The sequence below is a fragment of the Pseudomonas azerbaijanoccidentalis genome, assembly GCF_019145495.1.
In the GTDB taxonomy this organism is placed as follows: Bacteria; Pseudomonadota; Gammaproteobacteria; order Pseudomonadales; family Pseudomonadaceae; genus Aquipseudomonas; species Aquipseudomonas azerbaijanoccidentalis.
The window spans coordinates 73,607-99,600 of sequence record NZ_JAHSTU010000007.1; the positions used below are offsets into that span (position 1 = coordinate 73,607).

A 25,994-nucleotide genomic window follows, 5' to 3' on the forward strand; every position below is an offset into this window, starting at 1 on the left:
AGCCTGCTCCTACAGGTTATTCGCCGAGCGGATCACCTCGCCCAACCAATCCATGAACGCCCTCACCCGCAACGGCAAATGCCGTTGTCGGGCATAGAGCAGCGACACTTCCATGGACGGCGCGTTGAATTGCGGCAATACCGCGACCAGTTCACCACTGCTCAAGTGACGGTGCATGCCCATTCGCGGCGCCTGGATCAAACCAAAACCGCCCAGGCACGCCGATTCATAGGCATCGGTGCTGTTGACCGTGATGCTGCCCGTCATCGCCAGCCGCTGCACCTTGTCATCGACCTCATACACAAACCCTTCCGAACGGGCGCCCAAAACGCCGACGTAGTGCACCAGCCAATGTTGCGCCAGATCGTCCAGGCTTTGCGGCATGCCAAAGCGCTGCACGTATCCGGGGCTGACGCAGTTGACCATGGCGAAGTCGCACAGATGCCGCGCGACCACCGATTGATCCGGTTGCGCGCCCACTCGCAGCACGCAATCAAAACCCTCGCTGAGCAAGTCCACACGGCGGTCAGTGCTGCTGATTTCCAGTTCAAGCAGCGGGTGGCGCGCCATGAATTCCGGCAGGCGTGGCATCACCACGCGCCGGGCCAGAATGTTCGGCATGTCGACACGAATTCGCCCCACCAACGTGGCTTCGTCCTGGCGAAACAAGCCTTCGATTTCATCCATGTGCGACAGCAGATCCTTGCTGCGCTCGTACAACACCAGACCATCCTGAGTGGCCTGGACCTTGCGCGTGGTGCGTTGCAACAGGCGTGTACCGAGCAAGGCTTCCAGCGCCTGCACATGCTCGGACACCGTCGAGCGCGGCAGGCCCAGGCTTTCGCCAGCAAGGGTGAAACTCGACATCTCGCTGACCCGGACGAAGGTGCGCAGCAGTTCCAGTTTGTTCATGGGCCTGACCTTTATTGTTCGGATTCACCGACCAGTGATTCCGATTTAGCCATGTTTATCACTCCACAGCGGATAAATAAACTTCCTCACACCCACTGCCCACTGCACTTGAGGAAGCCCCATGAACCGTAAAATCGCACTGATCACCGGCGCCAGCCGCGGCCTTGGCAAAAACGCTGCCTTGCACCTGGTTGCCCAAGGCGTCGACATCATCGGCACCTACAACAGCCGTGCCGATGAGGCGCAGGCCCTGGTCGCGGAAATTGAAAGCCTCGGCGGCCGCGCCGCCATGCTGCAACTCGATGTCGGCCAGAGTGAGCATTTCGCCGCTTTTGCCTTTGAAGTGGCAAAGGTCTTGCGCAGCCAGTTTGACCGCGAGCATTTCGACTTTCTGATCAACAACGCCGGGATCGGGATGCATGCGAACTTCGTCGACACCACCGTTGAGCAGTTCGACTTGCTGGTGAATATCCATTTCAAGGGACCGTTTTTCCTCACGCAAAACCTGCTGCCATTGCTCAATGACGGCGGGCGCATCATCAACGTTTCCAGCGGGCTGGCCCGTTTCAGTTTGCCCGGTTACGGTGCCTATGCGGCCATGAAAGGTGCGATGGAAGTGCTGACGCGTTACCAGGCCAAAGAGCTGGGTGCGCGCAACATCAGCGTCAACATCCTCGCCCCCGGTGCGATCGAAACCGATTTCGGTGGGGGCACCGTCCGGGACAACGCCGAGGTCAACAAAATGGTCGCGGGCAACACCGCGCTGGGACGCGCCGGTCGTCCGGATGATATTGGCGCCGCGATTGCGCTGCTGGTGGCACCGGGTAGCCAGTGGATCAATGGGCAGCGGATTGAGGCGTCGGGCGGGATGTTTTTGTAAGACCTAAACATTAAAAGATCAAAAGATCGCAGCCTGCGGCAGCTCCTACATTGGACCGGTATACCCGATTCTGTAGGAGCTGCCGCAGGCTGCGATCTTTTTGTTTTACTGCACGCAGGTCTGACGCACCACCACCCGCTCCCGCACTACGTCATACACCCAGTGATAAACATAGGTGTACGGCAGGAAAAACAGCAGCACACCGATGTCCAGTAAGAACGCCTGCCACAGGCTGATATTCAGCCACCAGGCAATCAATGGCACGCCAAGCGCGACCAGTCCGCCTTCGAACAACAGCGCGTGCACCACGCGGACCCAAGCATTGTGAGCAATCGCGAAACGCTTGAGCAGCCGGTCGAACAGGCCGTTGAAGACCACGTTCCACGCCAGCGCCAACGCGGCAATGACCAACGTGACGACGCCCATTTCCAGCATCGGTTTGTCCATGATCCAGGCCAGCAACGGGGTACAGATCAGAATGGCCAGTAATTCGAAGCCGATGGCCTGGAAAATACGTTCGGTAATGGATTTGTTGGCGCTCATGGCCTGACTCCCTTGGGTGACAATGGTTGCCATGATCCGTCATCACACCGATACTTCATAACCAATAACCATCGATCAAGGCGATAGTTCATGGCCTCTCATGAAGTGCTGTTGGCGTTTGTCGAAGCCGCCACCCAAGGCTCGTTTTCCGCGGCGGCACGCAAACTGGGCCGCAGTCAGTCGACCATCAGCGCGGCCGTGGCCAGCCTGGAAATCGACCTGAACCTGACGTTGTTCGACCGCAGCAGCCGCAAACCCGGCCTGACCCCGGCCGGCCACGTGATGTTGCAACGTGCTGAAGACATCCTCGCCGCCACCAGTCGCCTGGAAATGACCGCCAGTCAGCTATCGAATGGCGTTGAAGCGAAGCTTACAGTGGCGCTGTCCGACACCTACCAATCCGACCGTTTCGAAGCATCGCTCAGTGCCTTTGAACAGCGCTATCCGGACTTGGAACTCGAATGCCTGATTGCTGAATGCGATGACTTGGTGGCGCTGGTGCAAAGTGGTCGAGCGCAAATTGCCTTCGCCGAAATGCAGGACAGCTATCCGCCGGACCTGGTCAATTCGACGGTGGACGAGCGCACGGAAATCGCCCTGTTCGTGTCGCCGGAACATCCGTTGGCATCGCTCGATCACATTGATCAGGACGTGCTGCAGCAACACCGCGAATTACGTCTGGCGACCATCGTCAACCCATATGAGAGCCGGGCGAAAGGCCGCGTCTGGTCGGCGCCGAGTTATTTGATGCTGCTGGAAATGGCCCAGGGCGGTTTCGGTTGGGCGCCGTTGCCGCGCTGGCTGGTGGCGCGATTTGGGCCAGGTACTTTGCAGGAGTTGCAGGTGCGAGGCTGGCCGAAAACGGTGTCGGTGGATGCGCTGTGGTCGAGGCAGAATCCGCCGGGGCCGGCGGGGAGTTGGTTGCTTGGCAAAATGCTTGAGTGAAGGTCCTGCGGACCTTATCGCGAGCAGGCTCACTCCCACATGTTGACCGTGTCCTCACAAACAACTCGGTCAACTGTGAGAGCCAGCCTGCTGGCGATGGGCCCAGAAAAACCACACTACTCCAACGCCTTGAGCCGGCCCTCAATAAACCGCCGCTCCGGCTCTTGCTGCGTTAACTCTAGCGCCCGCTGATACGCCGCCCGCGCCTGCTCCACCCGCCCCAACTGCCGACAAAATTCCGCCCGCGCCGAATGCGCCAAGTGGTAATCCAGCAGGTCACCGCGCGCCAAAATCGCCTCGACCAAGATCAACCCTGCCAACGGTCCATCCCGTTTGGAAATCGCCGCCGCCCGGTTCAACTCGACCACCGGCGAAGGCACGGCGCGCAGCAACACGTCGTACAGCCCAACGATCTGTTCCCAATCGGTTTCATCCACCGACGGCGCTTCGGCATGCACCGCCGCGATCGCCGCTTGCAGGCAATACGGGCCGAATCGGCGACTGCTCAGCGCCCTCTCGACCAAGCTGCAACCTTCGGCAATCATCTCGCCATTCCACAAACTGCGGTCTTGATCATCCAGCAGAATCAATTCGCCGCTGGGCGAGGTTCTGGCCACGCGTCGCGACTCGTGCAGCAGCATCATCGCCAGCAAGCCCATGACTTCCGGTTCCGGCAGCAATTCCATCAGCAAGCGGCCGAGACGAATCGCCTCGCGCGTCAGGTCTTCGCGGGTCAATTGCGCCCCGATGGACGCCGAATACCCCTCGTTGAACACCAGGTAAATCACCCGCAGCACGCTGTCGAGGCGCTCGGGCAATTCCGCCAGGGAAGGCACTTGATAAGGGATTTTTGCGTCGCGGATTTTCGCCTTGGCGCGCACGATGCGTTGGGCGATGGTGGCCGGCGCCGAGAGGAAGGCCCGGGCGATTTCTTCGGTGGTCAGGTCGCAGACTTCGCGCAGGGTCAACGGCACTTGCGCATCCGCCGCCAACGCCGGGTGGCAGCAGGTGAAGATCAGGCGCAGCCGATCGTCTTCCACGTCTTCGTCACTCCAGTCGGCCTGTTCCAGCGCTTCCAGTTGCGCCAGCAACAAGGGCCGCGAGGCATTGAACCGCGCACGCCGACGCAACACGTCGATGGCCTTGAACCGCCCGGTGGACACCAGCCAGGTGCGCGGGTTATCCGGCACGCCGTCCTGTTGCCAGCGCTCGACCGCGACGAAGAAAGCCTCGTGCAGGGCCTCTTCGGCGAGGTCGAAATCGCCGAGCAAGCGAATCAACGTCGCCAAAATGCGCCGCGACTCTTCACGATAAACCTGCTCGACCCGCGCCTTGACCGCCGCCGCCACCATCACTCAGGGATTCAACTGGCGCACAGGACGCACTTCAACACTGCCGACCCGCGCCGCCGGAATGTTCCCGGCGACCTGGATGGCTTCGTTGAGGTCCTTGGCATCGATCAAGTAGAACCCGGCCAACTGCTCCTTGGTTTCGGCGAACGGGCCGTCGGTGATCGACATTTTGCCGTTGCGCATGCGCACGGTGGTGGCGGTCTGCACTGACTCCAGCGCCTCGGCGGCGACCATGCGGCCACTGCCCTGGATCGATTCCGCATACGCCATGCACTCAGAATCGTGCGGGCTCTCCGGCAGCGAATGCAGTAACTGCTCATCGCTGTAGACCAGGCATAAATACTTCATCACGCTCTCCTTATCGAACGGATCAACTATGGCCGCAGATCGGCATGGCTGGCGAGAAAAAATCTCAAGGCTTCAGGTCGAACAGCGGTGCGCCAGTCTGCATATCGAACGGCGCCGACCAGTGTTCGTGAACGATCTGCCACAGCCCCGCTTCCTGTCGATAGCACTGCGAGACACGCATCCAGCAGGCCTGGGTTTCGCCCTTGTCATTGGTGCCGCCGCAATGGGCCAGCCAGTGGGCGAAGGCGATTTCCTGGGACGGTTCGATGCTGACTTCGTGAAACTCAAAGATGTGCGGGCCGGGGCACATCTGCATGCATTCCTGCCAATGGGCGCGATAGGCGGGCTTGCCCTTGAATTGCAACGCCTTCACCGCATCAAAAGAAACGATGTCATCGGCATACAACGCCATGACCTTCTCGACATCCTTGGTCATGACGGCCTGGCGATAGTTTTCGATCAGGTTCTGAATTTGGGGTTGCGAGTTCATGGTGGTTCTCCGTGGTTTTTATGGGAAGACACCCTTAGTCGTCTGGCGATCCGGTGAATCGACAGGTGAAATAAAAATAATCCACCCAGCCAGAATCGCTAGAATCGATGGCTCTATTGATGATGGAAAAAGGACCCTCCAGTGACAGCCCGACTCGTGCCATATGAAACCCTGAACGCGCAGCAGCGCCAGCAGGTGGAGGCCATTGAAGTCCATCCGGAGCAAGTCAAGTTCTCCGGTGACATCCACGGTGCTTTGCATACCCTGTTGTCCAAGCCTGGCCCAGGCGTCAAAGGATTTGCCCTGTTGGCCGAAGACATCCCCGTGGCCTTTTTGCTGCTCAAACGCCCGCCCGTTTTGCCGGCATGGGCCGATGAACACAGCGCCACACTGCATGCGCTGCAGGTCGACCAACGCGCGCAAGGCAAAGGTTATGGCAAGGCCTGTCTGCAAGCGCTGCCAGAAGCTGCGCGCCTGGCGTGGCCGGAGATCAAAGGGTTGGAATTGTCAGTGGATGCGGATAACGAATCGGCGATTGGTTTGTATGCCAAGTATGGGTTTGTCGACAGCGGCGAGGCGTACAAGGGGCGGATCGGGTATGAGCGGCGGATGGGGTTGAAATTCTGATCGCTGACACAACGCCCGATCCCTTGTAGGAGCTGCCGCAGGCTGCGATCTTTTGATCCTGTTTTTTACAAAGCAAAATCAAAAGATCGCAGCCTGCGGCAGCTCCTACAGGGAATATCTTTTACAGTTTCAGCACCATCTCATGCCACGCCATGCCGCCATGGTCGGACGCCGACGGTTTGATGTAGGCAAAACCGAACCCGGCGTACAGCGGAATATGCCGTTCTTTGCACATCAGGTTGATGGTGACTTTGCCCATCGCGCGCATGCGCGCAATGAACTCGCCCATCAAGCGCTTCGCCAGGCCTTGGCCCTGATAATCCGGGTGAACCACCACTGACATGATCACCACGTGCGACCCTTCCGGGTCGTGGCCGATCAGCTCCTTGAACGCTTCGTCCGACATCTCTACCTGAAATGCCGCACCGGAATTGATGAAACCGGCGACCACGCCGTCCACTTCCGCGACGATGAAACCCTCGGGCCAGGTGGCGATGCGCGTGGCGATTTTTTCGCGAGTCGCCGCTTCTTCGCCTTCGTAGGCAACGGTTTCGATGGCGTAGCAACGGTCCAGGTCAGCAGGCGTGACATTGCGAATGACGGTGTTCATGGCAACTCGGAATCAGCGGGGGGAAAGGCTGGAGATGATAAATCAGCCCAAGCGCGACATCGAGAGACGAATCGTCTGACTCGCCTCTCGAAGTCAGTGTCAGGGCTTGATTGGCAGCCAGATTTCCAGTTTGCCGGTGTTGAGCTTCGGGTTGAAGTCTTCGCTGTAGCGTTCGAATTCCGGTTCCGCCAATAGCTCGCGCCCGGATTGCGGCAGCCACGTTCCATGGATGTACTGAAAGGTTTGCGGCAGCGATTCCAGCGGCCCCTTGTGTTCAAACACCACGTATTGCTGGGGCTGAATTTCTACCCAGCGGTACGTTTCCGGCAAATCGTCGAGCTTGCTGATCTCGACCCCGGCGATGTAATCGAAGCCGCCCTTGCCGTCGAAATTACAGCAGACGCCGTAGGTCACTTCGCCTTTTTGCCCTGGGACATTGCCGATATGGGGAATGAATTTTTCCCAGAGTTCGGGAATGCCTTTTACGGTTTGCTGGGTAAATGTTCCGCCAAGCCCTGCAATCAGCAGGAAGTGTCCGTGTTCAAAGCGTGGTTCGGACACCTCGACGCGTGTTTGCTCATCCATGACTCGACTCCTGGGAGGGAAAAGTGGGTTCGGCTGGGAGTATAGAAGTCAAACCCGATTCGCCCAATTACAGGGCATGCAACTGCTCGACGGCGCCTGCACCGACAAACTCGTTGTAACCCGATAGGATCACGTAGACCGCGAAATAGCAGAAGATCGCTGCCGATGCCATGTAGGAATAGCGCAGCAATTTGTCACCCAGCAACTTGCCCCCGTGGCTCGCGGCGAAGCACAGGCCAGCGGACCACAGCAGCCCGGCACAGAGGAAACCGCCGAGGAACAGCGCCGAACTCAACGCACCGCCGCCACCGGAACGCGCGATCAACGTGCCACCCACCGCAGCGAACCAGAGAATGGCGCTGGGCGACGACATGGCGAGAAAAATCCCACGGAAGAATTCCTTGCGATGGGAGTTGTGGCCGACTTCGGCGGTCTCGGCCAGCAGCGCTTCATGGTGGATCGCCGAATAAATCATCTTCGCCGCGAAGTACACCAACAGCGCCGAACCGCCAATCCACAACACCCAGCGCACGGTTTCGTATTGCAGTAAAACAGTCATGCCGGCCAAGGCCAGCACAGCGTAGATCATGTCGCCGACGCAGGTGCCCAGCCCCAGCGCAAAGCCTTGAAAATAGCCGCGCTGCATGGCCAACGTGATCATCGCGATATTGGCCACGCCGATGTCCAGGCACAGCGAAAGGCTCAGCAAAAAGCCACTGGTAAATTCCATCGAACCCTTTCCTTCGGACAAATTTGTTTACATTGAGGCTGGACAGTCTGCCACAGCTGACCGTACATTCCGCCACAGGTCACCGCAGTGACCAGCGTCGCTCGGACGGTTCCGGGCGCTTACGTTATCCGAGGCAACAATGGCCGAACAAGGTTCGCCGCGCCGCTTTGCGCGCATAGATCGACTCCCCCCTTACGTTTTCAACATCACTGCCGAGCTGAAGATGGCCGCCCGTCGTCGTGGCGAAGACATCATCGACTTGAGCATGGGCAACCCCGACGGCGCCACGCCGCCGCACATCGTCGACAAACTTGTGCAGGTCGCCCAGCGCGAAGACACCCACGGTTATTCCACGTCCAAGGGTATCCCGCGCCTGCGCCGGGCGATTTCCAACTGGTACAAGGAACGCTACGAGGTCGACATCGACCCGGAAAGCGAAGCCATTGTCACCATCGGCTCCAAGGAAGGCCTGGCGCACTTGATGCTGGCCACCCTCGACCAAGGCGACACCGTACTGGTGCCGAACCCGAGCTACCCGATTCACATCTACGGTGCCGTGATTGCCGGCGCCCAGGTGCGGTCGGTGCCGCTGGTGCCGGGCGTGGATTTCTTCGCGGAACTGGAACGGGCGATTCGCGGCTCGATCCCGAAACCGAAGATGATGATCCTCGGCTTCCCGTCCAACCCGACCGCGCAGTGCGTGGAGCTGGATTTCTTCGAACGGGTGATCGCCCTCGCCAAACAGTACGACGTACTGGTGGTGCACGACCTGGCCTACGCCGACATCGTCTACGACGGCTGGAAAGCCCCGTCGATCATGCAGGTGCCGGGCGCCAAGGACATTGCGGTGGAGTTTTTCACCCTGTCCAAGAGCTACAACATGGCGGGCTGGCGCATTGGCTTCATGGTCGGTAACCCGGAATTGGTCAACGCGTTGGCGCGGATCAAGAGTTACCACGACTACGGCACCTTCACCCCGCTGCAAGTGGCGGCCATTGCGGCGCTGGAAGGCGATCAGCAATGCGTGCGCGACATCGCCGAGCAATACCGGCAGCGGCGCAACGTGCTGGTCAAAGGCCTGCATGAATTGGGTTGGATGGTGGAAAACCCGAAAGCGTCGATGTATGTCTGGGCGAAGATTCCCGAGGCTTATGCACACCTGGGTTCGCTGGAGTTCGCCAAAAAGCTGCTGGCTGAGGCCAAGGTGTGTGTCTCGCCGGGTGTTGGCTTTGGCGAGTACGGCGATGATCACGTGCGCTTTGCGCTGATCGAAAACCAGGACCGTATTCGTCAGGCCGTGCGCGGGATTCGCGGGATGTTTCGGGCGGATGGCCTGGTCACTAAGTAAACGATGACCTGTAGGAGCTGCCGCAGGCTGCGATCTTTTGATCTTACCGTGTAGAGTCAAAAGATCGCAGCCTCGTTTCACTCGGCAGCTCCTACAGGGGTTTGCATCACCCACAAAAAAACCGCATCGCTGCGGTTTTTTTGTGCCTGCCGAATCGCTTAGACGAACAGCGACAACAACAGAATAAAGCCCAGGCCCACCACCGACAGGATGGTTTCCATCGCGGTCCAGGTCTTGAAGGTTTCGGCCACGGTCATGTTGAAGTACTGCTTGACCAGCCAGAAACCGGCGTCGTTCACGTGAGACAGGATCAACGAACCAGCACCGGTCGCCAATACCAGCAACTCACGGTTCACACCCGGAATCATCCCTACCACTGGCACCACAATGCCGGCGCCAGTGATGGTCGCCACGGTCGCCGAACCGGTCGCGATACGGATCACCGCCGCTACCAGCCATGCCAACAGGATCGGCGAGATCTGTGCGTTCACCGCCATGTGGCCGATCACGTCACCCACGCCGCTGGTCACCAGCATCTGCTTGAAGCCACCACCGGCACCGATGATCAGGATGATCGCAGCGGTTGGCGCGAGGCTCGCATCCAGCCACTTCATCATTTGGCTGGAACCGATGCCCTGCTTGTAGCCGAAGGTGTACAGCGACAGCAGCAGTGCCAGCAGCAGAGCCGAAATAGGGTGACCGATCAGGTCCATGAAGGCGCGGAAGATGTTGCCATCCGGCAGCACGACGTCGGCAAACGTCTTGAGCAGCATCAGGAACACCGGCAACAGCACGGTCACCAGAGTGATACCGAAGCTCGGCAGTTCAGCCGAATCGGTTTCGCGCGCCAGTTGGTCCACCAACTCCTGGTTCGGATGACCGGGGATGTGCTTGGCGATGAACGTACCGAAGATCGGGCCTGCAATGATCGCCGTTGGCAATGCCACGATCAGACCATAAAGAATGGTTTTACCGATGTCGGCACCGAACACGCCGATAGCCAGCAACGGACCCGGGTGCGGTGGCACCAGGCCGTGTACCGCAGACAGGCCGGCCAGCAGCGGGATACCGATCTTGATGATCGACACGCCCGTGCGGCGCGCAACGATGAACACCAACGGAATCAGCAGCACGAAGCCGATTTCGAAGAACAGCGGAATGCCCACCAGGAACGCAGCGAACATCATCGCCCACTGCACCTTGTCCTTGCCGAAGGCGCGGATCAGGGTCTGGGCAATCTGGTCTGCCCCGCCCGATTCGGCCATCATTTTGCCGAGCATGGTGCCCAACGCCAGGATGATGCCGACGAAACCGAGCACGCCACCGAAGCCGTCCTGGAACGCCTTGATGATGGTGCCGATCGGCATGCCGGAGGTCAGCCCGAGGAAGGCGGCGGCTATGATCAGGGCAAGAAAGGGGTGCAACTTGAACTTGGTAATCAGGACGATAAGCCCGATCACCGTGACCACTGCATCGAGCAGCAGGAACGTCTCGTGGGACATGCCAAACATTAGGGGTGTCTCCTGGTTGTTGTTGTTATTAAAGCGGGTTAATCAGAAGTCGTAAGGACAGCGCTGTCTTTGTAAACACAGTCATACCGCCTGTTTCAGGCCGTTCGCCTGCCACCAGACATGAGCCTGCGCAGCCAGTTGCTCGACGCTATGGGTCGAAGCATCCAGCGCCAGGGTCAATGGCTCGCCGACGGGGGATTCGAGGGTCGCAAACTGGCTATCGATCAGGGTCGACGGCATGAAATGACCCGGGCGGTGTGAAACGCGGTCAGCGGCCACTTCCGGCGTCAGCTCCAGGAACACGAAACCCAGACCCGGCAAGGCACTGCGCAGACGTTCGCGATAGATATGCTTGAGAGCCGAACAGGTCAGCACCGGGCGCTGGCCCTTGGCGTCGACACGGCGCAGTTCATCGCACAGGCTGTCGAGCCAGCCGGCACGGTCTTCATCGTTCAGGGGGATACCCGCGCTCATCTTTTCGATATTGGCGGCAGGGTGGAAAGAGTCGCCTTCAATGGCAGTGGCGCCGCTCAATTGGCACAGGGCCTCGCTGACGCACGTCTTGCCGCAACCGGCAACGCCCATGATGACCAGGGCGGTGATGGGATGATTCATGTAACACCTCAGCGCGCAGACAGCGCTACCTTTGCCAGTTATGACACTAGACCAAAAAGCAGAAGTTGCCGACGCCTTTCTTGTCATTTTAAGGGTTGCAGCATGTTCGTTCCCAACGCCAAAAAGCGAGGATCAGGCGAACCCCCGCTCACGCATTTGCAGCTGCATCGAGACAGCGCTACCTTAGTGCCTTGAATTTTGTTTGGCAAGCCGTCGATGAATCCAACTAAAAACGATAAAAATACCCGCACCACTGGCCGCCCTACTCTGAACGAAGTCGCCCGACTGGCCGGTGTCAGCCCGATTACTGCTTCGCGCGCCTTGCGCGGCGTCAGCACCGTGGCTATCGATCTGGTGGAAAAAGTCCAGAAAGCCGCGCTTGAGCTCAACTATGTGGTCAACCCTGCCGCCCGTGCCCTGGCCTCGGCCCAGAGCCATTCGGTGGTGGTTTTGGTGCCGTCGCTGTCCAACCTTTTGTTCATCGATACCCTGGAAGCCATTCATCAGGTTTTGCGTCCCAAGGGCTTCGAAGTGCTGATCGGCAACTTTCATTATTCGCGCGACGAAGAAGAAAACCTGCTGCGCAACTACATGGCCTATCAGCCGCGCGGTTTGTTGCTCACCGGTTTCGACCGCACCGAAAGCTCGCGGCGGATGATCGAAGCCAGCAACATTCCCTGCGTGTACATGATGGAGCTCGACAGTGCCGCCGGGCTCAATTGCGTCGGCTTCTCGCAGTTGGCCGCCGGTGAGACGGCCGCCGAGCATTTGCTGTCCCGCGGCCGCAAGCGCCTGGCCTACATCGGCGCACAACTGGACCAGCGCACCTTGCTGCGCGGCGAAGGTTTCCGTCGTGCCCTGCAGAAGGCCGCGCTCTATGACCCGGCCCTCGAAGTGCTGACGCCTCGCCCTTCTTCCGTAGGCCTGGGTGGCGAATTGTTCTTGCAGATGATTGCCAGCCACCCCGACGTCGATGCGATTTTCTTCGGCAACGACGACCTGGCCCAGGGCGCGTTGCTCGAAGCCATGCGCCACGGGATAAAAATCCCCGAACAAGTGGCCATCCTCGGTTTCAACGACCTGCCGGCCTCGGCGCACATGGTCCCGCGCCTGAGCAGCATCAACACCCCGCGTGAGGCGATCGGACGCCGCGCGGCCGAGCAGATGCTGACCCTGATGGCCGGCAACACCGTGGCCAAACCAGTGCAGGACATGGGCTTTGAGCTGAAGGTGCGAGAAAGCACCTGAGTTCACACGCCCCCTCGTAGGAGCTGCCGAAGGCTGCGATCTTGTGATCCTCGTTTTTAAAATCAAGATCAAAAGATCGCAGCCTTCGACAGCTCCTACAATTGTCTATAGGCCATTTTTGATGGAGCCGCGCAATGGAACACACACTGAAGATTCTCGGCAAAGCCTCGTCGATCAACGTCCGCAAGGTGCTGTGGACTTGCGAGGAACTGGGCCTGGCCTTTGAGCGCGAGGATTGGGGCAGTGGTTTTGCCTCGACCCACAGCCCGGAATTTCTCAGGTTCAATCCCAATGCACAGGTCCCGGTGCTCATTGACGAAGCCTTGGTGTTGTGGGAATCCAATACCATCTGCCGTTATCTGGCCGGCAAATATCAGCATCACCATGAGTTTTTACCTGGCGAAGCAGCCGCACGCGCCCGGGTGGAGCAATGGATGGATTGGCAGGCCACCGATCTCAATTCATCCTGGAGCTACGCGTTTATGGCGCTGGTGCGCAAGGACCCGGAATACCAGGACGCCCACCGCATCGAGGTCGGCCTGCGCGGCTGGAACCAGAAAATGGCCATCCTCGAACATCAACTCGCAACCACCAAAGCCTATGTCGCCGGCGCGCGGTTTACCTTGGCCGATATCGTCATTGGTCTGTCGATCAACCGCTGGCTGATGACGCCGATGGAGCGCCCCGATTACCCGGCCATTGATGATTACTTCAAGCGACTGGCGCAGCATCCGGGCTTCCTCAAGTACTGCTGTAACGGCGTGCCTTGAGCGGTCCCGCGCTACAAATCGCCAAAATGTAACCAGTCATTGCAATAACTCGGCGAATCTCGATGCTCAGGTGTCGAGATTCACAATCATTGATTTCCGATAGCAGGCTAAGCTTCTCCATCAACAAGAAATGGATTCGCCATGACTGCTCATTCCCCGGGTGTCGCGCAAGCCGACGACATCGACCCTGTGCGCGCCGCACAGATTTCTGCCCGCATCGATCGCCTGCCTGCCGTTTCCACCCTGTGGCGGCTGGTGGCGTTGCTGTCGATTGGTGGCTTCTTCGAACTCTATGATCTGTTTCAGACGGCCTACATCAGCCCCGGCCTGATCAGCGACGGCATCTTCGCGACCGGCAATCAGGGCGTTTTTGGGATCTCCGATCAAGCAGCGTTCGCGTCGGCAACCTTTCTCGGTTTGTTCTTAGGCGCCAGCCTGCTCAGTCCGCTGGCCGACCGCTTTGGCCGCCGTGCAATCTTTACGTTCGCCCTGATCTGGTACACCGTCGCCACCGTGCTGATGGGGGTGCAGAGTTCTGCGCTGGGGATCATCTGCATGCGCTTTCTGGTGGGAATCGGTCTGGGCATCGAGCTGGTGACCATTGATGCTTATCTATCGGAATTGATGCCCAAGCGCATGCGCAGTTCGGCGTTTGCCTTCGCGTTTTTCGTGCAGTTTTTGTCGGTGCCAGCGGTGGCGCTGATGTCTTGGTGGCTGGTGCCACAAGCGCCGTTCGGGGTCTCGGGTTGGCGCTGGGTGGTGTTGGCCAGCGCAGTGTTTGCCCTGTTCATCTGGTGGTTGCGTTCACGTTTGCCGGAGTCGCCGCGCTGGCTGGCCCAGCATGGTCGATTCGATGAAGCGGACCGGATTCTTTCCGTCATCGAAGCGCGCTGCGTGAAAGACCAAGGCAAGCCTTTGGACGAACCGGAACTGGCTGATGTGGACGTCCAGGGCAAGGGTCGTTTTGCCGATATCTGGCAACCGCCCTATCGCCGACGCGCCCTGATGCTGATTGTGTTTCACGTGTTCCAGGCCATCGGCTTCTTCGGTTTCGGTAACTGGTTGCCGGCATTGCTCAACGGCCAGGGCGTGAGCGTCACGCACAGTTTGCTGTACGCCTTCATCATCACCCTCGCCTACCCGCTGGGGCCGTTGCTGTTCGTGAAGTTCGCCAACCGCTTCGAGAACAAATGGCAGATCGTCGGTTCAGCGTTGGGCGCGATGACTTTCGGCACCTTGTTCGCCCTGCAAACCAGCGCGTTCGGCCTGATCTTTTGTGGCGTGATGATCACCTTCTGCAATGCCTGGCTGAGCTTCAGTTATCACTCGTATCAGAGCGAATTGTTCCCCACCAACATCCGCGCGCGGGCCGTGGGGTTCTGCTATTCGTTCAGCCGCTTGTCGACGGTATTCAGCAGTTTGCTGATCGGGATATTCCTTGAGCATTTCGGTACGCCGGGCGTATTGGCGTTCATTGTCAGCAGCATGCTGATCGTGATGCTGACCATCGGCTGGTTCGGCCCCCGCACCCGCAACCTGGCGTTGGAAAACATTGCCCATCGTTGAAGCCGTTGCGGTCGATCCCTGCCGCCAAGCGGCAAGGGTTGACCGCAAAAACACCGTTTTACTCATACAGATGCACCACAAGCCAATGATATAAAACGCATTTTTTACTACGGGCATACTCTTTGCTCCATGCACGGCACCACAAACACCTACAGGTCTACACATCATGTTGGTCAGTGCAAAATCAAACCTGGTAGCCCCGATCCCTAAACGCCCTGGCGAAGACCCCACCGCCGAAGCCGCCGCCGGTCTTCAAAGCGTCATGGCCCAGGCCCTGCAAAACAACGTGCAGGCGCAAACCACCCAAGCCACGACGCAAGTCCAGGAATCCGCCACCCAACAGGCCACGCAACAAGTCAGTGAGGCGGCCAAAGTCAGCGACAACGTCGATGAGGCGTTCGCCAAAACCCGCGTGAACCTGCAAGCGGTCTATGCGCCACTGCCGGACGACGTCAAGGACCGAATCGGAACCAAAGGCTCGGCCACGGACGACTTCAAGGACTACATGAGCAAAACCCCGGAGCAGCGCATGCGTGATGCGATCCTTGAGGAAATGGGGCTGACACAGGAAGAGGTCGACGCCATGCCGCCGGAGAAACAGCAGGCGATCGGTGAAGAGATTGCCCAGCGCATGGAAGACAAGATGAAGATGGCCAAGGCCGAAGAAGCCAACGAACGTAACAACAAACCGGGCGCTGAGGCCGTGGAGCAACTCGTCGCTTCGCTTTGAGGTGTTTGAAGATAAAAAAGGGTCCCTCTACCGGGACCCTTCTTTATTTTGTTGCCCTTAATTCAACTGTAAGGTCGAGTTGAATTGACTGATCGCATCCACCACGTGCCGCGACCCTTGTTGAATTTCCAGAATCACTTCCCCCGCCTCGTTCGCCAGTTCTACACCGAGCCCCGTTCGACTCAGGCTCGACTGCATACTCGACACCGCGCTCAATGACAGATCGTGGTTCTTGCGCACCACATCGACAATCTCCAGCGTCGCCTGACTGGTGCGTGCGGCAAGGCTGCGCACTTCATCGGCCACCACGGCAAACCCGCGCCCATGCTCACCGGCACGGGCCGCTTCGATCGCGGCGTTGAGGGCCAGCAGGTTGGTCTGATCGGCGATGCCGCGGATGGTCTGCACGATGGTGCCGATGATGTCTGACTGTTTGCTTACCGCATCGATACTCAACGCGGCCTGGTTCAGGTCCCGGGAAATGTCCTGGATGATCTGCACCGTTTGCTGCACCACCTCGGACCCCTTGCGCGCACAGGCGTCGTTTTGCACAGAGGTGCTGTGGGCCGATTCTGCTGCCGTTTGCAGGGTGGTCATCTGGTCGGTGATGTCGCTGGCGAACTTCACCACCTTGTACAGCCGCCCCTTGGTGTCGAACAACGGGTTGTAGGACGCTTCGAGATAAACCGTCTGACCTTGCTTGTTCTTGCGTTCGAAACGGTGCGAGTGATATTCGCCACGGTTCAACGAAGCCCAGAAAGCCTTGTAGGCTGCCGACTCGGCTTCGGTCCGATGACAGAACAGACTGTGGTGCTGCCCGAGCACTTCGTTGAGCGAGTACTGCATGGTTTTCAGGAAGTTTTCATTGGCCGCGATCACCCGCCCTTCGGGGGTGAATTCGATCACCGCCATGGAGCGGCCAATGGCTGACAACATGCTTTGGTTTTCGTGTTCCTTGTTGACCCGCTCCGTCACGTCGGTGGCGACTTTGATCACACTTTTAACTTGCCGGTCGGGACCCAACACCGGCATGTAACTGGCTTCGAGCCAGATTTCCTTACCGTTCTTGTTCAGGCGCATAAAGGTGCCGCTGACCGGTTCGCCCCGGGCCAGGTCACGCCATAACCTGGCGTACTCTTCACTGCGGTAAAACACTTCTTCGCAAAACACCCGATGGTGCTTGCCGCGAACTTCTTCAGCGCTGTAACCCATGACGCTGCAAAAGTTTTCATTGGCATCAATCACGATGCCTTCGGGGGTGAATTCAATCATTGCCATCGAGCGACTGACCGCTGCCAACTTGGCATTGGCCTCGGTCAGGGCGCAACTGAAACGTTCGATTTCCAGCAGGTCAGCCTTGTGATGTAGGTTAAACATGGTCGTATCACCCTATGCGCGGTCTTTTGAATGATTGAAAGTTGCTGATCTTTCAAATCCACTACTACGTTCCACAGAACAGGCACACGCGCCCCTCCAAAAACAGGAAGGACCAGTCAGGTGATTAATGATGTTCAATCGGAGGGTCCCTATCGCGACACTCTCATCAAGACATCCTTCTCTTGATAGCCCGCAGGCGGGCCAACCCTAACGTGCTCATAAACAAACTCCCTTTCAGGACAGCTCCATTGAAGTGTGTCGGTGCCTCGCTTACGCACTCTGGGACTAACCATGACATTGCGGTCGACATAGTTAGTTAGACGTGAGCATAGACAGGCGCGCAGGGCTTGCAAGGCCACTAGTCGGCCAGTATTGGGTACAAAAACGGTTCAGCTGGGTATTTACTTGGCGGGTGTGCCAAACATTGGCGAGAAACGGATACTGACGATCGTATCGGTGGTGGACCCGAGTGCGCGTAGTTCGTAAATTTCGGTCCATGACTGTTTTTGGTTGTCAGCCCTGAATGGGCAACATTCGTCCCCAATGCCGATTTCCTTAAGCGTACTCGTCATGATCCGGCCAACGGCGTTGGCTCCATCCACCCCATAAACCACCGTACGATAACGCTCGTTGTTGTACTTCCACGAAGACACTTGCCGAGTCATATAGACGGGCAAATTGACTGTTCCTGAAGGTAAAACTTCCAGAGAAACTTTTTGCCCCTGGTAGTCGTTGTTCTCCCAGACACAAAAGTGGCGGTAGTCGCACGTAGTCAGGCGTTCATTAGCGACACCCGGAACCGGGTAGGTGATGACGATGGCCCCCTTGTCATAGACGACTTGGGTGGAGCTGACCTGCTTCCCTCCTGGCGCTCTTGCCAGTTGTTGATCAATCTGAGGCTGAACCACCGACTTTTGTTCGTCTGTCAGCGTCGGATCGAACAATGAATAGGCGCTTTGCGCGTTCGGATTTTTTCCCGAGTAAAAATAGAACCCAGCGCCGATCAAGACGCATACCACAACAACAATGGTTAACCCTTTGGTCTTCATGGTGAACTCCGTGCCTTAAGTTCTGGAATAACTTCAAGGCACAGAATCCAAGCCTCACAAATGACCGTCTACTGTCAAAACTGACAGAGCAGACAACCGGTCGACACCCTGCTGTTAAAGACTGGCCGATACCCGCGTCGCTACTTCACCCGGCACCCAGCCCTTCCACACTTGCGGTTGCTCACGCAGAAACGCTTCGGCGACTTCGCGGGGCTTTTGCCGTTTTTCACTCATCTGCCCCAACGTGTGGTTCAGCAGGTCAATCGGCAAATCGACTTTTTCGAAGAACGCCACCAAGTCCGGATACTGCGTCTTGAACGGCGCCGACACGCCGATGGCCAGGCTGGCCGGCATCGAACGGGTGCCTTTGGGGTTTGGGTTGTTGGCATCGGCCAGGGTTTTCCAGGCTTCGGCATCGAACGGCGGCTCGTCCAGTTTCACCAGTTTGAAGCGGCCCAACAGCGGGGTTGGTGACCAGTAGTAAAACAACACCGGTTTGCCACGGCGGATCGACGACGCCACTTCGGCATCCAGCGCTGCGCCGGAACCGGTGCGGAAGTTGACGAAGCTGTCCGTCAGGGCATAGGCCTTGAGTTTCTGGCTGTTGACGATCTCCGAGGTCCAGCCTGTTGGGCTGTTGAGGAAGCGGCCACGGCTCGGGTCTTCAGGGTCGCGAAACACGTCTTTGTATTTCGCCAGGTCCGCGACGGATTTCAATTCCGGCGCCAGGGGTTTGATGCCGCGCTCCGGGTCACCCTTGATCACGTATTCCGGCACCCACCAGCCTTCGGTGGCGCCTTTGACTGTGTCGCCCAGGCCAAACACTTTACCTTCAGCGGCGGCTTTGACCCACGCGGGGCTGCGTCCGGCCCACTCTTCGCCGATCACTTGAATGTCGTTCTTGGCCAGCGCTGCTTCGAGGCTGACCGTGCTACCTGGCAATGTGTCGGTCGGGTAGCCGTAACCTTTCTCGACGATCAGCCGCAGGATCTCGGTGATCAGGCTGCCGCTTTCCCAGGTGATGTCGCCGAAGTGAATGGGCGCGGTTTTTTCCGCTGCCGGGGCCTGGTGGGCGAACAGGCTCAGGGCCAGCAGCGAACTGCCGAGCAGGGTTTTGATCGATCTCATGCGGACCTCTTGTTTTGCAGGGGGCGGTTCAGGGATTGATTGGCGCTGTGCCGAGCGCACAAGGCCTCGGAACGGGTCATGTAAACGCTGACCGAGCGCTGGGAAATGCCCAGTTCGGCGGCGATTTGCGGGTACGTCAGGCCGTCGACCCGCGACAACAGAAACGTCGCCCGAACCTTGCCGGGCAGGCGCGCCAGCGTGCGGTCGAGGCCTTGCAGGGCCTGGGTCAATTGCGCCAGTTCTTCAGGCGACGGTGATGAGGGTTGGTCAACCTGCAACAGTTGATCGAGGTGCTGGCGCTCCAGATCGCGCCGACGCCAGAGTTGATAAATCAGGCGGCGTGCGATGGTGGTCAGCAAGGCGCGCGGCTCGCGGATGGCGGCCGGCTGCGGTGCTTCGAGCAAACGCACGAAGGCCTCGGCGGCGATGTCTTCACAACCACTGCCCAGGTACTGGCGCAGGCGTGCGCACAACCAGGGGTAATGGGCGCGGAACAATCCGCCCACAGCGTGACGATGGGCAAGGTCGGTGCCGGACATAGAGGCTCCAAAGGTTAGGGGTCGCTGAATGTCCGGTCGTCCGGTGACGCGATCCTAGCAAGGAGCCTTATTCATTAATAATATTTAAAATGCATTTTTATATTCCATAAGTGCATTTCAGCGAACCTGGCCATAACCCAATTCCTCAGCATCACGCTGATAGTCGAGCACCACCTCATAGTCGACTTCCCCGGCCGGCAATACTTCCCGCAGGCCCAGGATCTGCGCCACCTCCGGCAGCTCGTCCAAGGTCTGGTTCATCACCTGCCGAATCTCTTCCGCCTGCTCTGCGCTAATGCTCGCTGCGGTGATATAGGGCAAGGTCGGACTGAAAGCACTGCGCGCCACGATCCGCAGGCCGACCACTTCGTCCGCGGCGTGGCGGGCCAGATAAGCAAAGGTGACGCTGTCGATGGCCGCCAGGTCTGCAAGGTCTTGCCGCAACCAGCGCAGGCTTTCCCGATGGCTGCCGCTGGTCCCGACCGCGGCAAAAAACTGTCCGTCCCGATGCAGCGATGCCAGGCGCTGACGCAGCAGGTTCATGCCGCTGTTGGAGTCTTCGCCGTTGATCACGCCACGGCTGCCAAAAAACGCCGGCAAGGTTCGGCGTTGATCATCGGCGCGGCTCAACAGCAGGCTGCAATGGTTGCCACCGCTGCTGTCCGGCAGCTCATATCGGGGACGACCCAGCACCCGGACTTTGCCACGCAAGGCTGTCATCAGCGGATAGCCGCAGGTTTGTGTCAGCAACAGCTGCGGGGATAACCAGAGGTCCATCAGTGACAGGCCCTCGGCGTTACGGCGGCTGGTACCCAGTCGTTCGAGGATGCGCGCCAGCCAGCGCTCGTTAGCGCGGCGGATGGTTTCGGGGGCGGTGTACATCAGCAGTTCGGCGAGGTGTTGAGTCATCGAGAATTTCCCATACAACGAATTTCCCAGTGGGAGCGGCGGTAACCAGATGTCAGTGAAACGGATGCCGTGGGCTGTCGATCGCCCTCACCCCATGCTCACGCCACAACTGGCCATAACCCTGCACCAGAAACCCGCCGCTGCGCGCAAGCCATTGCTCACGGCGCATGTGGTAGGCGCGGGGCAAGTCGTACCAGGGCAGGCCCGGCAAGTCGTGATGCACCAGATGAAAATTGAGATTGAGGAACAGCCAGCGCCACGGCCAACCCGCTTCGTTGAGCACCGTGCGCTGCTCCGGCGCCGCGTGCGGGCGATGTTCATAGTAGGAGCGAATCATCGCAATCGACAGCGCCGGAACGCTGACCAACAACAGGTAATGCCATACCGGCAACCCGCTGTAGCGCGCGATGAACAGCAGCATCAACAAGGTCAGCGCGCCATGGCTGAGCCACATCCACCAAGCCCGGCGCTCGCGTGTTTTCAGGCGTTGCAGTTCTTCCCGGGCCAACGCCAGCAAGGCGATAGGCGCACCGAGCACGAAGCGCCCGAACACGGTTTTGTTCAGCCAGTGCAGGCCCTGTTCGAACAGTGAACTGCCCTGCCAATGCGCGGCACTCAGGTAGCGACTTTCCGGATCTCGACCGGGAATGGTCAGGTCTTCATCGCGGTGGTGCAGCAGATGGCTGTCGCGATACAAGGTGTAGGGATACCAGACGGCAAACGGCGCGTAGCCGAGGATTTTGTTTACCAGCGGCCAGCGGGTCGGATGACCGTGCAGTAATTCGTGCTGCACCGACAGCCACAACACCACCACGGGGATCAACAGCAACGTGCTCAACCACAGGCCCAGTGAACCGCTGGCCAGAATCACGGTGAACCACGCGCTGTACACGCCGATCAACAGCAGCCAGGTCGGCCACTCGGTGCGGGCGGTCAGGCGCTGGCGCAGGGTTTCGATTTCTTGTTGGTGGGCACTGTCGAAGTAATGGGGCATGGCGTTGCTCGGATCGGGGACCAATCCTCTTCTGTGCAACGACGCCGGGTTTTCTTGCAGATTATTTTCAATGTCGCTCCCGCATGGCGCGGGAGCGATCGGTCAGCTTCGGCTCAATGTCCGAACACATTGACCTTTTTGGCTTTTTTGTCGGCGCGCTTTTCGATAGCGGTTTTCGCCGGCTTCTTCTTGTCCGCTTTCTTTGAATCCATACCTTTGGACATGATGCGTACTCCACTCACAGGGGATGTGAGAACAGGTATACACCTATCCATGCTGCCGCGTTCTTTTATAATCGCCGGCTTTGCGCACCGACAGTCCAGGATCATGCCCAGCACCCAATTCACCCGACTCGATGAGCCGCTTTGGCCATTGATGAATAAGTTTTACCGCGCCCATCAATCGTCGATGAAAGCGGTGCGCGACGCACAATTGTGGGTCGCCCGGCGCGATGAAATCGTCGGGGCTTTGTGTTTGCGCCCGGTCTCCGGCGGGCATTGGTTGACCGGGTTGTTGGTTGACCCTGCGTGTCGCGAGCAAGGGATTGCCGCCGCGTTGATCGCCGCCGCGGTCAAGGATTGCGAGCTGCCGGTGTGGCTGTTCTGTCACCCGGATTTGCGGGACTTTTATGAGCGGCGCGGGTTTACGTTCGATCCGCCAATGCCTTACGCGATGGTTGAGCGCTTGACTCGTTATGCGCGCAGCAAGCCGATGATCGCATTGGGCTTAGAACCGTTGGTTAGGTCTACCGACAATAATGTGTGATCGGTACGGCAGGCCTGCGTGCTAGCCTCGGCGTCGACTTCGACTTCGCACAGGACGCCCCATGAAACCTGCTCTTCTGGCTGTGACGCTGACCGCTTTGCTTGCACCTGTTTTCAGTCATGCCGCCGCGCCGACGGTGTCCGCCGAGCAATACGCCAAGGTCTTGGCCGGCAGCTGGCGGGCTCCGGAAAACGTCGCGCGTGATGGCTATCGTCATCCGCAACAGAGCTTGCAGTTTTTTGGCTTGGGGCCGAAACAGACGGTCATTGAGATCACCCCCGGCAACGGCTGGTACAGCGAATTGCTGGCGCCGTTGCTCAAGGACAACGGCCACTACATCGCGGCCGTGCAGGCGCCGACGGTCAGTGATTACGCGCGCAAGAACGAAGAGAAGCTGAAGAGCAAATTCGCTGCGTCTCCCGCCCAGTACACCAACGCCCAGGTGCTTGAGTTCGACCCGAAAGCGCCGGCGTTCGGCCAACCGGGTTCGGCGGACACCGTGCTGACCTTTCGCAACGTGCACAACTGGGTGCTGGCCGATACCGCGCCGCTGATGTTCCAGGCCTTTTTCAAAGTGCTAAAACCGGGTGGTGTGCTTGGCGTGGTGGATCACCGGGCCAAGGACGGCGCTTCGCTGGAAGACATCAAGCACAGCGGTTACCTGACCACCGATTACGTGGTGAAGCTGGCGACCGATGCCGGTTTCAAGCTTGAGGCGCACAGCGAGATCAACGCAAACCCCAAGGACACCAAGGATTATCCCGAAGGCGTATGGACCCTGCCGCCGGCGTTGACCCTGGGTGAAAAGGATCGAGCGAAATATGTGGCAATTGGTGAGTCGGACCGGATGACGCTGCGGTTCGTCAAACCCGCGAAATAAAAAGAAGAATCAAAAGATCGCAGCCTTCGGCCAGCTCCTACACGTACACCTGTAGGAGCTGCCGAAGGCTGCGATCTTTCAAAAGCTCAATCGTCAGCGTTGGGATCAAGGTCCGGGAACATCACTTCGGTGAACCCGAACTTGCTGAAATCGCTGATGCGCGATGGGTACAAGCGGCCGATCAAGTGATCGCACTCGTGCTGCACCACCCGCGCATGAAACCCTGAAGCAATGCGCACGACCGGTTCGCCCTTGGGGTCGAAACCCTCATAACGGATGTGCTGATAACGCTCCACCGCGCCACGCAAGCCCGGCACCGACAGACAACCTTCAAAGCCCTCTTCCAGGGTCGGGCTCAGCGGTGTGATCAACGGGTTGATCAGAATCGTCTGCGGTACCGCCTCGGCGTCCGGGTAACGTTCGCTGTGCTCGAAACCGAAGATCACCAGTTGCAGGTCCACACCGATCTGCGGCGCAGCCAAACCGACGCCGCCCACGCTTTCCATGGTCTGGAACATGTCGTCGATCAGTTGCCACAACTCGGGGCTGTCGAACATTTCGGCAGGCACCGGCGGGGCAATACGCAGCAGGCGTTCATCGCCCATTTTCAGGATTTCACGAATCATGGTCAGGTTTCGTCAATGGTTGGTTTGGGTTGTGAATGATCACGGCCCAGTCCCGACACATGCTGTTTTTCCTCATGGACGGGACCCAGCTCGCCGGCGACTTTTTCGCCCGGGTCTTTGCCCTCTCGCGACATGTGCTCGATCACCGCGTTCATCTCCGCGCCGAGCAGCAACACCGCAGCCGAAATGTAGAAGTACAGCAACAGGACAATGATCGCGCCGATACTGCCATACATGGCGTTGTAGTTGGCGAACTCCTTGACGTACAGACCAAAACCCAGCGACGCGATGATCCACACCACCACCGCCAACACCGAGCCCGGCGTGATGAAACGAAACTCCTGTTTGACGTCGGGCATGACGTAATAGATCAGCGCAACCGCGACCATCAGCAGAATCACGATCACCGGCCAGCGCGCGATGGTCCACAAGGTGACAATGAAATACTCAAGGCCGACTTGCGCTGCGATCCAGCTCATCACCTGTGGCCCGAGCACCATCAGCGCGGCAGCGATCAACAGCATGCCGGCAATGCCGACGGTGTAGATGATCGACAGTGGGAAACGCTTCCACGCCGGGCGGCCTTCGACCACGTCGTAAGCGGCGTTCATCGCACTCATCATCAAGCGCACACCAGCCGAAGCGGTCCACAGGGCAATCACGATACCCACCGACAGCAAGCCCCCCTTGGACTGCTGAAGCTGGTCGATCACCGGGTTCACCTGTTCCAGTGCCTGGGGCGGCAGCACCAGTTCCGATTGCAGGCGCAGCCAGGAAAAGAAGTCCGGCAGGTGCAGGAAACCAATCAGGGCGATCAGAAACAGAATGAAGGGGAACAACGAAAACAGCATTTGATAGGCCAGCGCCGAAGCATAGGTCGACATTTCATCGTCGACGAACTCGGTGACCGTGCGCACCATCACACGGTGGATGGGCAGACCTTTCATGTCCGGGAAAATCATTAGCGTCTCCATTCGCCGCAAACAGGATGGGGTTGTAGTCGTGGCGACTCAGGGGCCGTTTTCTTTCATCAAAGTAGCCTACCTGGCGACTTTGAAACAATTTCATCAATCAAGTTCAGGCTGACACAAAAACGGCCATCTGTGGATGGCCGTTTCGTGGCTTCTTCAACGGCCGGATCAGGCCTTGTCGACACCTTTTTTCACGGCATCCTTGGCCTTGCCGACCGCTTGCTGGGCCTCGCCTTTCTTTTCCTGGACCACGCCTTCGGCGCGCATCTTGTCATTGCCGGTGGCCTTGCCGACGCCTTGCTTGACGTTACCAGCGGCTTCGTTGGCCATGCCTTTCACTTTATCGCCTGTGCTGCCCATGATGAATCTCCTGCGTATATTCCAATGGGAGGAAAAGTCGTTACACAAGGTTGACCGGGGGCGTTTGCGCGGAGTTTCATTTATTTTCAGCACGACATTTCATCGTTCAATGCAGGTTGGGCTTTATGTTTGCCCGGCAACCCCCGAGAATGCGCAACGAATTGGCGCCGAGGCGCTGAAGATCCAATCCCCGCAGGAATGTTATGAAACTCGATAAAAAGCAGGCCATTGCCCGCAGAAACCAGGAACTTGGTGGTGCTGTGCTTGGTGTCAACAACTGCCACTTCACCGAACTGAACCGCAACCGCAACATCTGGTGGTTCGATATCCCGGTGTCGCGTCTGGCCGTTGGTCAGTACGAGTGGATTCACCTGCTGATGCACACCCCGGACACCGACGAACTGCTGCATTTGAAAGTGCCTACGGTGTTCCTGCGCGAGAAACTCGAGGGCCTGGTGGTGCGTAACGAAGGCAAGCGTAAAGCGGCCCTGAGCCTGGAACTGAGCGCCGACAAGGACTCCTTCCTGCAGGACATGCGCCCGTCGGGCACCAACGTCAATTTCGCGCCGTTCCGTCAATAACAAGC

The 25,994-nt window shown here is 58.6% G+C and carries 30 protein-coding genes and 1 pseudogene; 11 read left to right on the plus strand and 20 right to left on the minus strand.

Features of this window, described 5'->3' with window-relative positions:
- Positions 1-9: 9 nt before the first annotated feature.
- Positions 10-912 (minus strand): LysR family transcriptional regulator, encoded by a 903-nt coding sequence (locus tag KVG88_RS21565; protein WP_217872717.1) that lies wholly within the window; start codon positions 910-912, stop codon positions 10-12.
- A gap of 121 nt (positions 913-1,033) precedes the next feature.
- Between KVG88_RS21565 and KVG88_RS21570 the strand changes: the two genes are divergently transcribed.
- Positions 1,034-1,792 (plus strand): SDR family NAD(P)-dependent oxidoreductase, encoded by a 759-nt coding sequence (locus tag KVG88_RS21570; protein WP_150703112.1) that lies wholly within the window; start codon positions 1,034-1,036, stop codon positions 1,790-1,792.
- Positions 1,793-1,897: 105 nt separating this feature from the next.
- Here KVG88_RS21570 and KVG88_RS21575 read toward each other — a convergent pair whose 3' ends face one another.
- Complete coding sequence (locus KVG88_RS21575) at positions 1,898-2,335, minus strand: multidrug/biocide efflux PACE transporter (protein ID WP_217872718.1); 438 nt, start codon at positions 2,333-2,335, stop codon at positions 1,898-1,900.
- A gap of 90 nt (positions 2,336-2,425) precedes the next feature.
- Here KVG88_RS21575 and KVG88_RS21580 point away from each other — a divergent pair, with 90 nt between their 5' ends.
- Positions 2,426-3,280: a LysR family transcriptional regulator gene (locus tag KVG88_RS21580; RefSeq protein WP_150703110.1), complete on the plus strand. Its 855-nt coding sequence runs from the start codon at positions 2,426-2,428 to the stop codon at positions 3,278-3,280.
- 116 nt (positions 3,281-3,396) lie between these two features.
- Here KVG88_RS21580 and KVG88_RS21585 read toward each other — a convergent pair whose 3' ends face one another.
- From KVG88_RS21585 to KVG88_RS21595, 3 genes are all read right to left on the minus strand, one after another.
- Entirely contained in the window at positions 3,397-4,632 is a 1,236-nt protein-coding gene (locus KVG88_RS21585; RefSeq protein ID WP_217872829.1) for an RNA polymerase sigma factor, read from the minus strand.
- 3 nt (positions 4,633-4,635) lie between these two features.
- Positions 4,636-4,980 (minus strand): YciI family protein, encoded by a 345-nt coding sequence (locus KVG88_RS21590; RefSeq protein ID WP_075945375.1) that lies wholly within the window; start codon positions 4,978-4,980, stop codon positions 4,636-4,638.
- 64 nt (positions 4,981-5,044) lie between these two features.
- A complete protein-coding gene (locus KVG88_RS21595; RefSeq protein WP_217872719.1) occupies positions 5,045-5,470 on the minus strand; it encodes a YybH family protein in 426 nt (141 codons plus the stop codon).
- A gap of 141 nt (positions 5,471-5,611) precedes the next feature.
- Between KVG88_RS21595 and KVG88_RS21600 the strand changes: the two genes are divergently transcribed.
- A complete protein-coding gene (locus KVG88_RS21600) occupies positions 5,612-6,097 on the plus strand; it encodes a GNAT family N-acetyltransferase (RefSeq protein WP_150703108.1) in 486 nt (161 codons plus the stop codon).
- Between the two features lie 121 nt (positions 6,098-6,218).
- Here KVG88_RS21600 and KVG88_RS21605 read toward each other — a convergent pair whose 3' ends face one another.
- The 3 genes from KVG88_RS21605 to KVG88_RS21615 all read right to left on the minus strand — a co-directional run bounded on the left by KVG88_RS21605 (position 6,219) and on the right by KVG88_RS21615 (position 8,022).
- Complete coding sequence (locus KVG88_RS21605) at positions 6,219-6,707, minus strand: GNAT family N-acetyltransferase (protein ID WP_217872720.1); 489 nt, start codon at positions 6,705-6,707, stop codon at positions 6,219-6,221.
- A 99-nt stretch (positions 6,708-6,806) separates the two neighbouring features.
- Positions 6,807-7,292, minus strand: a complete 486-nt coding sequence (locus tag KVG88_RS21610; RefSeq protein ID WP_150703106.1) for a GyrI-like domain-containing protein — start codon at positions 7,290-7,292, stop codon at positions 6,807-6,809.
- Positions 7,293-7,359: 67 nt separating this feature from the next.
- Positions 7,360-8,022, minus strand: coding sequence for a LysE family translocator (locus KVG88_RS21615; protein WP_217872721.1), 663 nt, complete (start codon positions 8,020-8,022; stop codon positions 7,360-7,362).
- Between the two features lie 139 nt (positions 8,023-8,161).
- Here KVG88_RS21615 and alaC point away from each other — a divergent pair, with 139 nt between their 5' ends.
- Positions 8,162-9,370: an alanine transaminase gene (gene alaC / locus KVG88_RS21620; RefSeq protein ID WP_150703104.1), complete on the plus strand. Its 1,209-nt coding sequence runs from the start codon at positions 8,162-8,164 to the stop codon at positions 9,368-9,370.
- Between the two features lie 158 nt (positions 9,371-9,528).
- Here alaC and KVG88_RS21625 read toward each other — a convergent pair whose 3' ends face one another.
- Together KVG88_RS21625 and KVG88_RS21630 are read right to left on the minus strand one after the other, a co-directional pair.
- Entirely contained in the window at positions 9,529-10,881 is a 1,353-nt protein-coding gene (locus KVG88_RS21625; protein WP_007974485.1) for a GntP family permease, read from the minus strand.
- A gap of 81 nt (positions 10,882-10,962) precedes the next feature.
- On the minus strand, positions 10,963-11,496 hold the full coding sequence (locus tag KVG88_RS21630) for a gluconokinase (protein WP_150703103.1): 534 nt from the start codon (positions 11,494-11,496) through the stop codon (positions 10,963-10,965).
- 216 nt (positions 11,497-11,712) lie between these two features.
- Between KVG88_RS21630 and gntR the strand changes: the two genes are divergently transcribed.
- The 4 genes from gntR (at position 11,713) to KVG88_RS21650 (ending at position 15,810) form a co-directional block, all read left to right on the plus strand.
- The gene (gene gntR, locus KVG88_RS21635) at positions 11,713-12,744 is read left to right on the plus strand and encodes an HTH-type transcriptional regulator GntR (protein WP_150703102.1); all 1,032 of its coding nucleotides are present in this window, start codon (positions 11,713-11,715) and stop codon (positions 12,742-12,744) included.
- 134 nt (positions 12,745-12,878) lie between these two features.
- Positions 12,879-13,514, plus strand: a complete 636-nt coding sequence (locus KVG88_RS21640; protein WP_150703101.1) for a glutathione S-transferase family protein — start codon at positions 12,879-12,881, stop codon at positions 13,512-13,514.
- A gap of 141 nt (positions 13,515-13,655) precedes the next feature.
- Positions 13,656-15,080 carry an MFS transporter gene (locus tag KVG88_RS21645; protein ID WP_217872722.1) on the plus strand — a complete coding sequence of 475 codons (1,425 nt, stop codon included), beginning with the start codon at positions 13,656-13,658 and terminating at the stop codon, positions 15,078-15,080.
- A 166-nt stretch (positions 15,081-15,246) separates the two neighbouring features.
- Positions 15,247-15,810 (plus strand): hypothetical protein, encoded by a 564-nt coding sequence (locus tag KVG88_RS21650; protein ID WP_150703099.1) that lies wholly within the window; start codon positions 15,247-15,249, stop codon positions 15,808-15,810.
- A gap of 57 nt (positions 15,811-15,867) precedes the next feature.
- On the opposite strand, the gene KVG88_RS31410 is transcribed toward KVG88_RS21650, so the two are convergent.
- From KVG88_RS31410 to KVG88_RS21680, 7 genes and pseudogenes are all read right to left on the minus strand, one after another.
- A complete protein-coding gene (locus KVG88_RS31410) occupies positions 15,868-16,407 on the minus strand; it encodes a methyl-accepting chemotaxis protein (protein ID WP_412071935.1) in 540 nt (179 codons plus the stop codon).
- A 3-nt stretch (positions 16,408-16,410) separates the two neighbouring features.
- Positions 16,411-17,187: pseudogene (locus KVG88_RS31415) on the minus strand (PAS domain-containing protein); the annotation flags it as partial.
- Positions 17,188-17,588: 401 nt separating this feature from the next.
- Positions 17,589-18,236, minus strand: coding sequence for a peptidase inhibitor family I36 protein (locus tag KVG88_RS21660; protein ID WP_217872724.1), 648 nt, complete (start codon positions 18,234-18,236; stop codon positions 17,589-17,591).
- Positions 18,237-18,350: 114 nt separating this feature from the next.
- Positions 18,351-19,364, minus strand: a complete 1,014-nt coding sequence (locus KVG88_RS21665) for an ABC transporter substrate-binding protein (protein WP_217872725.1) — start codon at positions 19,362-19,364, stop codon at positions 18,351-18,353.
- A complete protein-coding gene (locus KVG88_RS21670) occupies positions 19,361-19,903 on the minus strand; it encodes a sigma-70 family RNA polymerase sigma factor (protein WP_150703095.1) in 543 nt (180 codons plus the stop codon). The genes KVG88_RS21665 and KVG88_RS21670 overlap by 4 nt, the downstream gene beginning before the upstream one ends.
- Before the next feature lie 117 nt (positions 19,904-20,020).
- Complete coding sequence (locus KVG88_RS21675; protein WP_217872726.1) at positions 20,021-20,812, minus strand: phosphate/phosphite/phosphonate ABC transporter substrate-binding protein; 792 nt, start codon at positions 20,810-20,812, stop codon at positions 20,021-20,023.
- Positions 20,813-20,864: 52 nt separating this feature from the next.
- Positions 20,865-21,806 (minus strand): fatty acid desaturase, encoded by a 942-nt coding sequence (locus tag KVG88_RS21680; protein WP_217872727.1) that lies wholly within the window; start codon positions 21,804-21,806, stop codon positions 20,865-20,867.
- Between the two features lie 327 nt (positions 21,807-22,133).
- Between KVG88_RS21680 and KVG88_RS21685 the strand changes: the two genes are divergently transcribed.
- Both KVG88_RS21685 and KVG88_RS21690 read left to right on the plus strand, forming a co-directional pair.
- The gene (locus tag KVG88_RS21685; RefSeq protein WP_217872728.1) at positions 22,134-22,571 is read left to right on the plus strand and encodes a GNAT family N-acetyltransferase; all 438 of its coding nucleotides are present in this window, start codon (positions 22,134-22,136) and stop codon (positions 22,569-22,571) included.
- A gap of 61 nt (positions 22,572-22,632) precedes the next feature.
- Positions 22,633-23,451 carry a class I SAM-dependent methyltransferase gene (locus tag KVG88_RS21690; RefSeq protein WP_217872729.1) on the plus strand — a complete coding sequence of 273 codons (819 nt, stop codon included), beginning with the start codon at positions 22,633-22,635 and terminating at the stop codon, positions 23,449-23,451.
- A gap of 86 nt (positions 23,452-23,537) precedes the next feature.
- Here the strand turns inward: KVG88_RS21690 and def are convergent, their stop codons facing one another.
- The 3 genes from def to KVG88_RS21705 all read right to left on the minus strand — a co-directional run bounded on the left by def (position 23,538) and on the right by KVG88_RS21705 (position 25,408).
- Positions 23,538-24,077: a peptide deformylase gene (gene def / locus KVG88_RS21695; RefSeq protein WP_150703090.1), complete on the minus strand. Its 540-nt coding sequence runs from the start codon at positions 24,075-24,077 to the stop codon at positions 23,538-23,540.
- A 2-nt stretch (positions 24,078-24,079) separates the two neighbouring features.
- Positions 24,080-25,039: a YihY/virulence factor BrkB family protein gene (locus KVG88_RS21700; RefSeq protein WP_150703089.1), complete on the minus strand. Its 960-nt coding sequence runs from the start codon at positions 25,037-25,039 to the stop codon at positions 24,080-24,082.
- Between the two features lie 177 nt (positions 25,040-25,216).
- Positions 25,217-25,408, minus strand: coding sequence for a CsbD family protein (locus tag KVG88_RS21705; protein WP_046816634.1), 192 nt, complete (start codon positions 25,406-25,408; stop codon positions 25,217-25,219).
- Between the two features lie 203 nt (positions 25,409-25,611).
- Here KVG88_RS21705 and KVG88_RS21710 point away from each other — a divergent pair, with 203 nt between their 5' ends.
- The gene (locus KVG88_RS21710) at positions 25,612-25,989 is read left to right on the plus strand and encodes a hypothetical protein (RefSeq protein WP_150703088.1); all 378 of its coding nucleotides are present in this window, start codon (positions 25,612-25,614) and stop codon (positions 25,987-25,989) included.
- Positions 25,990-25,994: the final 5 nt, after the last annotated feature.